General features: G+C 53.1%; 5 protein-coding genes and 1 pseudogene. All 6 read right to left on the reverse strand.

From position 1 onward, the window contains the following. Positions 1 to 327 (reverse strand): annotated as a pseudogene (locus HMPREF9452_RS09245) (IS21 family transposase); the annotation flags it as partial. Positions 328 to 474: 147 nt separating this feature from the next. Further along, positions 475 to 1,239, reverse strand: coding sequence for an IS1249 family transposase (locus tag HMPREF9452_RS09250; protein WP_009141877.1), 765 nt, complete (start codon positions 1,237 to 1,239; stop codon positions 475 to 477). Positions 1,240 to 1,720: 481 nt separating this feature from the next. Beyond that, complete coding sequence (locus HMPREF9452_RS09255; protein WP_009141878.1) at positions 1,721 to 3,247, reverse strand: ATP-binding protein; 1,527 nt, start codon at positions 3,245 to 3,247, stop codon at positions 1,721 to 1,723. Positions 3,248 to 3,330: 83 nt separating this feature from the next. After that, positions 3,331 to 3,696: a helix-turn-helix domain-containing protein gene (locus tag HMPREF9452_RS09260; protein WP_083821927.1), complete on the reverse strand. Its 366-nt coding sequence runs from the start codon at positions 3,694 to 3,696 to the stop codon at positions 3,331 to 3,333. A gap of 1,239 nt (positions 3,697 to 4,935) precedes the next feature. Further along, positions 4,936 to 6,855: a tetracycline resistance ribosomal protection protein Tet(W) gene (gene tet(W), locus HMPREF9452_RS09265; RefSeq protein WP_009141881.1), complete on the reverse strand. Its 1,920-nt coding sequence runs from the start codon at positions 6,853 to 6,855 to the stop codon at positions 4,936 to 4,938. Between the two features lie 374 nt (positions 6,856 to 7,229). After that, positions 7,230 to 8,417, reverse strand: coding sequence for a plasmid recombination protein (locus tag HMPREF9452_RS09270; RefSeq protein WP_228275371.1), 1,188 nt, complete (start codon positions 8,415 to 8,417; stop codon positions 7,230 to 7,232). Between the last annotated feature and the right edge of the window lie 94 nt (positions 8,418 to 8,511).

Here is an 8,511-nt window from a genome sequence, read left to right on the forward strand (position 1 = left end):
CCTTGCGGCCCTGACGAAGTTCCTGACCGTCTCGTAGGAACCCTGGAAGCCCTCCTCCTCGACGAGCCTGTCGTGGATGCGCCTCGCGGTATGGCGCTGCTTGCGCCACACGCGCAAGTCCTCCCTGAGCCATCCCTCGACCGTCTCGGCGTAGGGCTCCATCATAGGAGACGACGTCCTGCCGCGCGTCGCCGGCGGCCTGGGGGACAGGTCCCCCGCCGCGATGTACTTCCTCACCGTCGGGCCCGAGACGCCGGTCGCGGCGGCTATGCCGCTGACCGACTCGCCCCTCCTGGCCCTCCTCCTGATATCCTCTACCTTGTCCACGCCGATCATTTCCTTTCCGGACCTCCTAATGTCGAAATCGGATCGCATCGACAATTGTCGGTCCAAGGCGGCGGTCGGCGCGGGCCTTACCATTTCGGAAAATTTTCGTTTACCGGAATGGAAAGCGGCCTTTACCATTTTCGTAAATCAGACGTTACCAAATACAGACAGCGACCTCCTCGCCTTCCTGAGCCTCTCGTGGGTGTAGACCCGCCTCCCGTCGACGAGCGTGGTGTCCTCGAGGAAGTCGGCCCAGAAGCCGCACCAGTCGAGGTAGCGCTCGCGCCACAGCTCCGCCTGGTGCAGCGTCTCGATATGCATGAGGTCGAGCGCGATCCCGTACAGCTCCCGGCCCGCCTGAAGCTTCGGCCTTGTCGTCGTGCACCTTTTGACCTGGCAGAACGCGTGGAACACGCATCTCTGGACCTTGGTCCGGGGCCAGGTCGCGCGCACGGCCTTCGCGAAGCCGCTCCCGCCGTCGGTGACCACGACGTCGGGCGCCGGTATCGGCTCCATGAGCGCCGACCACGCCCTCGAGTTCTCGGATTCCGCCATGTACCACGAGACGACGCGCTCGCCGCTGCAGCAGATCAGCACGACCAGGCGCTCCGCGAGCCAGATCCCGTCGACGAAAAGGACGCGGTGGAGCTCCCCGTCGGGCACGGGCATGGGCCAAACCTCCCAGAACTCCGAGGTCCTGCGCCTGAAAGTCCGGCCGGCGCCCGGCATCTCGAGCTGCGTGCCCTTCGACAGCAACCACGACAGGAACTCCTCGAGGCGGGCGGCCGCGTCGTCGTAGCGCACGGTGGCCGAAGCGCCGCACGCGGCGCACCTCCATCTCTGGGCCCCCGACGAGGTCTTGCCGTTCCTTTTCATCGACCCGCCGCAGCAAGCGCATTTGACCGCCTTCATGGCGCACCCCTCCCGAAAGGTTTTTAACGTTTCCGAAAAAGGCTATCCATCTGGAGGAACGGCGAGCGCGAGGACACACATTTTGTCCGAGTGCTTAAATAGGGCCGACGAATTTAAACGAACGAGAAAGGGGCATCGACCTGCGCCGATGCCCCTAAATGAGACACACTTTTTGTCCTATAAGCCTCGATTACCGTATTTACTCACCGCCGTCGCTGGCTGCTTTGCCATGACCTTCGTACGAAACGAAACTCAGCGGCACAGTGCGGCACTCAAAAGTGCAGGTCAAAGCCCTATCGGCCTACTCCCACTCTGTTTTCTTAGAACAACTAGAGCACATGCCATGCAAGTCCATTTTCACGTCATGCGCTCTCGTGACTTCACGTGTGTTTTCGTTGGTACTCATTTGGTACTCACGGCGTTCTCTCATGCGAGCTCACGCTACTGATTGATATGTTGCTGCACTTCCTCTTGAAATCTGCTATCTACTTGTTAAGTCAAGGCCGCAATCTTTCCAGGTCTTTGTTTCGAAATGGTAGTTATTTCCCGAAGCGTCTTTCATGGTATTGACTATCTGGATGAGGCCTTTAACAGAGTCTGGGTGATCCATGGCGACAAGGACACCTTTCGTTGGAGTAATGCCGTCATATACGAGTCCATCCCAATACATGCGAAGCTGATAAACGTCCTTACTCGTTGTCGAGTCGCGTTTGCCCTCGTAAATGGTTACGCCATATTGCGTCTTCTCGTAGAGATCAATCCGAACCCTATCTTTCGCATTTCCGGTAGAAGTGAAGACATGCATTTCCGTTTCGATAACTTTGTTGGGGTCTGGATTGTATTGGAGCATCCTTGTTTTCAGCTCTTCGAACAAATCAGTTTCGTGATCGGAAAGCGAAACATCCTTTTGTGGTTCGTGCATATTTGAGCGAATCCAAGCGTAGAGCGCTTCGAGTTTTGCATCGCCTTCGCGCAAGCCGTTTTTTGAAGTTCTTGTTTTTGGCAGAGCTTTGCCATTTTGAGATTTTAGGTCAATCACAACGAGCAGATAGTTGTATGAATTATGCTTCTCGATACCCCAAATCTCCTTGAAGAGATTCGAGCACAGAACTCTGCCATTGATTCTAATTTCGACACCCGAAGAAGACATATTGCGCATGTAATACTTGCGGGTTGTAGAATTATCGAACTGAATTCGATCAGGCTTACTGTTTATGCGGCCAAATGCATAAGAAATAGTGACTTTTCCGCCGCCAAGATCATAATCCTCAGACCCTCGACCTGGCCCTAGCCAATCAGCCCAGTCTGGTTCGACAGCTCCAATCGGACGCATAAATGGGTTCTTTTCGAATTCTTCAACCGAAAGCGTGATACTTGCGATGCCATCGGAAATTACACCGGCATAGACAAAACCTATATCCTCACAAAGAATATCGGCCAGAGTGACAAAAGCGGTTGCACCACCTCGGATGCCCCGTCCTAATGTTCGATACATTTCCCTAGAACAACGGAATTGGACAATGGTCCCAGTCCCGTTGTAGTGTCCTGGCCACTCGGTGCCAGGACAATATTCGCCAGTATAATCAACGATGTCGTAGGGTGCCGAAATCCTTTTGAAACGGCCGAGATTCAAATCGTCAACGGTTCGCGTAAGAATCGACCAGGCATCGTTTGCCGGATTAGCAGATGCCAAAGCGTGTTTAAGGCCAAAACCATGCTCATTTAGCGGCGTCTCCCCAGCGGCCTGACTTCCCAAGGTAAATGCAGAATCTAGGTCCTTCATTCCAGTTCCGGTATCCTCGATTGTTACAACTACATCACCACCGGCTGTTTGCTCCGTGAGCCGGACGAGAATGTTCCTCGTTGCGCTTTCATGTGCCGCAAAGTTTGAAACGCTGTTATCAAGAAATTCGTTGACAATTTGTCCTAGCGAATCAAAATGGCCTCCGATTCCTTGCCATAATTCCATGGCCGAAGGTTGATTCGAAATAGCAAGTACTTCTTCCATTCTTGCTCCTCTACAAACCACGTTTGTGCTAAAGCTGCAATTCCAATAACTCGATAATCAATCTTGCACTGGAAAAGCAATGATCAGATAGCTCGTATATATGGCGAATACGAATCCTTCCAGATCTCGTACTCCTCCTGGCTCATTTCTCCGGATTCGAGCTTCGAGTGGGCCTCGCCCCAATCGAGAAACGCCTTTGCAATTTCGGGATGCTTGCCCGTGCCCTTTACTGCTGCTTGGCCGTCGATGGGCACGATCCCGTAGTTCTCCTTAAGGTTGAAAGTGAGATGGATGACTTCCTGGCTTGTCCGAATGCGGCAGTCGGCGAAGGCCTCGAGCCTCACTTCCAAAGCCTTCGCGATGAGCTTAATGTGGGCATCTTTCGGATGCCTGTTGCCCAGCTCGTAGCTCCTGAGCGCAGATTCGCTCAACCCGGCTTTCTCCGCCAGCTAAGAGTTGAACCCCTCAAATCGAGAACGTAATGAAGGATGGATTGCCTGTCGCTCTTGTCGTAGGGCAGGGCTTTGCCTTTGTCTGCCATGGGAGGGTTTCCGTTCTACGTAACCTGCAGCCTCGAAGACGCGGTCAAATCGCCGGCTGCTCGTTTTGCATTATATCCCACCGATGCACATCGAATTAAGAGGCGCTATGCGCGGCGTTCTAAGCGAGGGCGTCGACCCGATGTCGTTTGCAGCAAGTTGCTCCGTGCGTACAGCACGGAGCAACTTTCATGTGGCGAGTACGCGCACTCATGCTTTCATCAATCGGCGCCCGCAGCGAAGAAGTCAGGATTAGCAAGTAGCCTATTGTGTATATCAACCATGCCAATAGGACTTGCTATCCTTCACGTCGCGTGCGCAAAACGTAGCAGTAGCAAGCTGCCTATTGTGTACGTACAAACTCACGACAATAGGCTCTTGCTTCCGCTACACATCTTTGACGCGCGGGGGCCGAAATCTTTTTGGGGCCCCGGGAACTTGAGGGGTTCCCGGGGCCCCTACCACCAGCGGCGGCACGCCCTGCTCCCGCTGCGGGGGATTCCCCGCGCCCCTTGGAACAACCCCGCCAGAATAGTGAGTACCAAATGAGTACCAAAACTTCGGGAAAAACGCTCTTCATTACTGCTTGTGAGTACCACCTTCGAGTCGAGTAAGGCGTTTTCGCAGGTGGATACCATTTTCACAGAGAATTCTTTGCTCACGATAAAGTGCGCTTGGACTTAAGAGGGGCGTTCCAGCAGGGTATATGTACGAGAGGAGGGGCCTCCGAACTGGGTCGGAAACCCCTCGATTGAACTCATTTGCGCTTGTGGCTTGGTGGTTTTTCCTGTCGACTCAAAGAGCCTCAAGACCATGCGGGGCTATGTCAGAACAGCTCCTGCTAAAACCTTACGATAATGCGCTGAATTACTCCCACTCGGCAAATTCAGATATAGTAGGGTGTATTTGAGGTGATTTCGCAGGAAAAACTTTCGCAAATATGTTAATATTCCACCTGCTATTTTCGGCTGTAAGTTTATTAGTATCAAAATTGTGCGTTCTCCTCCCAGATTTTTTTACTTTCCTCTGTTCCCATGTTCTCTCCCACTCCCAAAATTTGCTTTTTTGCTTCCATTAAATCTTCCTTACGATATTCCATTGTTACCCTCCATAACTTCTGATTGTTGCCGTCTTGACGATTATGTATCTTTACATTACCTTCTGAAACATATGGCGCACCTTGTCCAGGCGGCTGTTTGGACGGCGGGGCTGGATGACCGGCTCGCCGACAGTGGCCTGATACCCTTTCAGTTCCGTCAGGCATACGCTCCGCCCGTTGGTGTAAAAGGCCAGATCAGTACGGTATGCCTGTATGCAGCGGGCAGGAATCTCGCCAGTAAAGACAACTTCATCCTTTTTTACCTGGGCCGTTTCGATGGTAGCACAGTATTTCGGCGCATCGCGATAAGCCCTGGAAAGGTATTCCTGGGGCGCATAGAGGGTGAAGGAGAGATAAGGTTCCAGCAACTGCGTCCCTGATTCCTTCAATGCCTGTTCCAATACAATCGGGGCCAATGAGCGAAAGTCCGCCGGCGTGCTGACCGGACTATAATAAAGCCCGTATTCAAAGCAAATCTTACAGTCCGTTACGTTCCAGCCACACAAGCCTTGCTCCAGACCGTAACGGATCCCATCCATGACAGCGTTTTGAAAACTCTGGTTCAAGTATCCCAGGGAAACCCGGCTCTCGTATTGTACACCGGAGCCAAGCGGGAGCGGCGTAACAGACAGTCCGATGGATGCCCAAAACGGGTTGGGCGGCACCTCGATATGGATGGTGTGGCTGGCTGCTTTGAGCGGCCGCTCCATATAAATGACGGTGGGTTCCTTTACCACTGTTTCAATCTTGTATTTTTCCGACAGCAAAGCGGAAACGACCTCCAACTGCACCCGGCCCAAAAAAGAAAGAATGATCTCATGGGTGATGGAATCCACTTCGCAGCGCAAAAGCGGGTCAGTATCCGCAAGTTGCGTAAGAGCGTCCAGCAGCCGTTCTCTTTGCGCTGCCGTTTTCGGCGCAATCGCCGTCCGCAGCATGGGGAGGGGGGCCTCGCGCCACCTTTTACGAGGGAGCCGGGTTTGATCCCCTAATACATCGTTTAACCTCACGCTGTCGCTGGGAAGGATAACAATTTCGCCCGGATAAGCGGTGTCTGTCCGAACAATTTCCCCTTTGGATGGAATACGCATCTCTGTGATTTTCAGCTTTTCTCTCCCGGCCAGGGCCACCGTATCCCGCAGGCGCAGCGTTCCGCTGTATAGCCGCAGATAGACACGCCGCTGGCCGCAATCGGTGTACTCAACCTTGAAAACGCTGCCGCATAGGGTGGCGCTCCCCTGTTCCCCAATCGGTTGGAACAGTCCTGTCACCGCATCCATCAACGGTTGAATGCCAAGGCCCTTTTTGGCGCTGCCATGATAGACCGGAAACAGGGAGGCTTCTTGAACCCGCCGCTGTTCCTCCCGCGCAAGTTTTTCCTGGCTGATTGGTTCTCCTGCGATATACTTTTCCAATAATGCATCGTTATTTTCGATGACCGCATCCCATGCTTCTATGTCGGTATTTTCCTCCAGGACTATTTCCGGGGACAGCGACACCGTCTGCTTGATGATAATATCGGCGGAGAGCTTATCCCGAACAGACTGAACCACGCTCTGCAAATCAACGCCAGCCTGGTCGATCTTGTTGATAAAGATAACGGTGGGAATGTTCATTTTCCGCAGGGCATGGAACAGAATACGGGTCTGGGCCTGCACGCCATCTTTCGCGGAGATCACCAAGATGGCCCCATCTAAAACAGCCAAAGAGCGGTACACCTCCGCCAAAAAATCCATGTGGCCGGGCGTATCCACAATGTTAACTTTACATCTGTGCCACTGGAAGGAAGTGACTGCCGCTTGAATGGTAATCCCACGCTGCCGCTCCAAAAACAAGGTGTCCGTCCTCGTTGTCCCTTTTTCGACGCTCCCTGGTTCTGAAATGGCTCCACTGGCATATAGCAGACTCTCCGTCAAGGTCGTCTTTCCAGCGTCTACATGGGCAAGAATCCCGATATTGATAATGTTCATGTCTATCCTCCATACAAGGCCCGAATGGGCGCAAAAATCCCCAGCGGCTAATACTTTTACCGCTGGGGATCATGACTTCGGACACACAGAAACATACACGACTTACATAAGCCGCGGTCCGTCACGATATTTACTAAAAAGGCAAAAGTATTCTTAAAATTGGGTACAAAAACCAAGCCCCTGCAAGGGGCAATCATTTTTGCGCCCATTATCAAATTTTATTTAAGAATACCTTGCCGCATATTTGATAGCCTCCTCAAATCAGGATAATAGCAGTATATCATAGTACGCTCTAAAAAACAAGAAATCATTTTACCGATTCCACAAATAAAACCGGAGGGTATTCACTGGAATACCCTCCCCGGTTTTGGTGATTATCGTGCGTCTATCCGAATTTTTGACTTTGCGGCCCGTTTCCGTTCCTTTTCGGCATGTTCCTGCTGGTAAGCTGCCTCTAATATTCTGTCCACTTGTTCTGGGCCAAAGGCCCTTTTGACCCGCTCATAGTCAGCGGAGACTTGCCGCATGGCCTTATTTTCCAACTTGACCTCCTGCAATCGATCAGACAGGCGGATGTTGCTCTCCCTCACCCGGCCATAGTCCCCTTGCAGACGCTCAAATTTCCCCCGCAGCTCCACATAGGCCAGATACAGGGAGCGCAGCACCTTGACGATTTGGGCCAGCAGGGGCTTTGCCTTTTTCTCTCGGTAGGCCCGGCCTGTTTCCAGCGTTCCCGGCTCCGGCAAAATCTCCTCCGGATTGGCGGAGAAATCCGCTGCCAACCGCTCCATATTTTTCACCGCCGGGGCAAGTTCTTTGAGCCGCCGTTCCTGGCTCTCCACCTGGTTTTCTTTCTCCGCCTTGACCGTCTCCAGAACGGCGATCTCCTTTGCCCGCTGCTCTTTCTTGTAGTCCAGCACAGACAAGTGCTTGTCGTGGGTGCCTTTGTCCTCCCACTCAATCCCGTGGCGCTCCATGACCAGGGAAAGCTGCTCCTTTTCCGAGCGCACCCACTGGCTCCACTCTGTGTCCCCTCTGGTGCCGCCCTGGAAACCCTGGGCCGCTAACGCCTGTTTCAAAGATACCCTCGTGTCCAGCCCTCGCTTGCTCCCGGTGGTGAATGGTACAAAGTCAATGTGCAGATGGGGCGTAGCCTCGTCCATGTGGAGGTGGGCAGAGAACACCCGGAGTTGGGGGTTGCGCTCTTGAAAGCCCTTCATGTACTCGTCCAAAACCGCTGCCGCAAGCTGTCCCTCCTCGCTGTCGGCGCTCATATCATCTCGATTGCCCACTTGCAGGATGATTTCATGGAACGGCTTTTCCTGCTTGCCGGAGCGGATCTTCTCATAGTAATCCTCTATCCTTCTGTCGGCCCTGGTTTGTTTAGCGTTGTACCGTTCCAGAGCCTCGTCAAAGAGTTCATGGTACACCGCCTTGATATTCTCCTGGCAGTAGGTTATATTCAAGTGGGAGCGTTCCGGGTCAGTGTTCTTGGCGTGGAATTTTCTACTGTTATGGTTCACCGATCCTTGGCCCACCATGGCGCTGATTGTCCTTTTCAAATCAATCCCTCCTCCCTTTTCCGCCGCGCAAGCGGCGAGCCTTTGTTACTTTCTGCGAAAGTAACGCAAATGCGCTTTTGACAGCCTGACGGCC

The sequence above is a fragment of the Collinsella tanakaei YIT 12063 genome, assembly GCF_000225705.1.
GTDB classification, from domain to species: domain Bacteria; phylum Actinomycetota; class Coriobacteriia; order Coriobacteriales; family Coriobacteriaceae; genus Collinsella; species Collinsella tanakaei.